The 492-nt window shown below is 66.9% G+C and carries 1 protein-coding gene; it reads left to right on the top strand.

Annotated features, from left to right (window positions below):
- Positions 1–492: HAMP domain-containing protein (locus tag AC1DGW_RS16850; protein WP_478025203.1), on the top strand; the 492-nt coding region annotated here is incomplete at both ends.

Raw genomic sequence — 492 nt, 5'->3', positions numbered from 1 at the left:
GTACTGCTGGCCCTGCTGATCACCCGCAGCCTGACCCGCCCGCTGGCCAGTGCGGTGGGCGTGGCCAACGGCATCGCCGGTGGACGCCTGGACAACAGCATCGACGTGTCCGGCAAGGATGAAGTCGCCGACCTGCTGCGCGCCATGCAGCACATGCAGCGCCAGGTGCAATCGGTCATCGCCGCGCAGGGCGAGATGGCCCGGCAGCATGATGCCGGCACCATCAGCTACCGCATCGATGCATCGTCTTTTGCCGGCGACTACCGGCGCATGATCGAGGAAAGCAATGCGCTGGTGGGCCAGCACATCGGCGTGAAACTGCGGATCATCGACGTGATGAGGCACTACGCGCGCGGCGACCTGTCGGTGGACATGGACCGCCTGCCCGGCGAGAAGGCCGCCATCACCCAGGCCATGGACGAAACCAAGGCCAGCCTGTCGGCGATCAATGCCGAGATCAAGCGCCTGGCTACCGCCGCGGCGGCGGGCGAT

The organism is Stenotrophomonas sp. 05N423, assembly GCF_056397145.1.
This window is presented reverse-complemented; position numbering and strand designations above follow the sequence as displayed.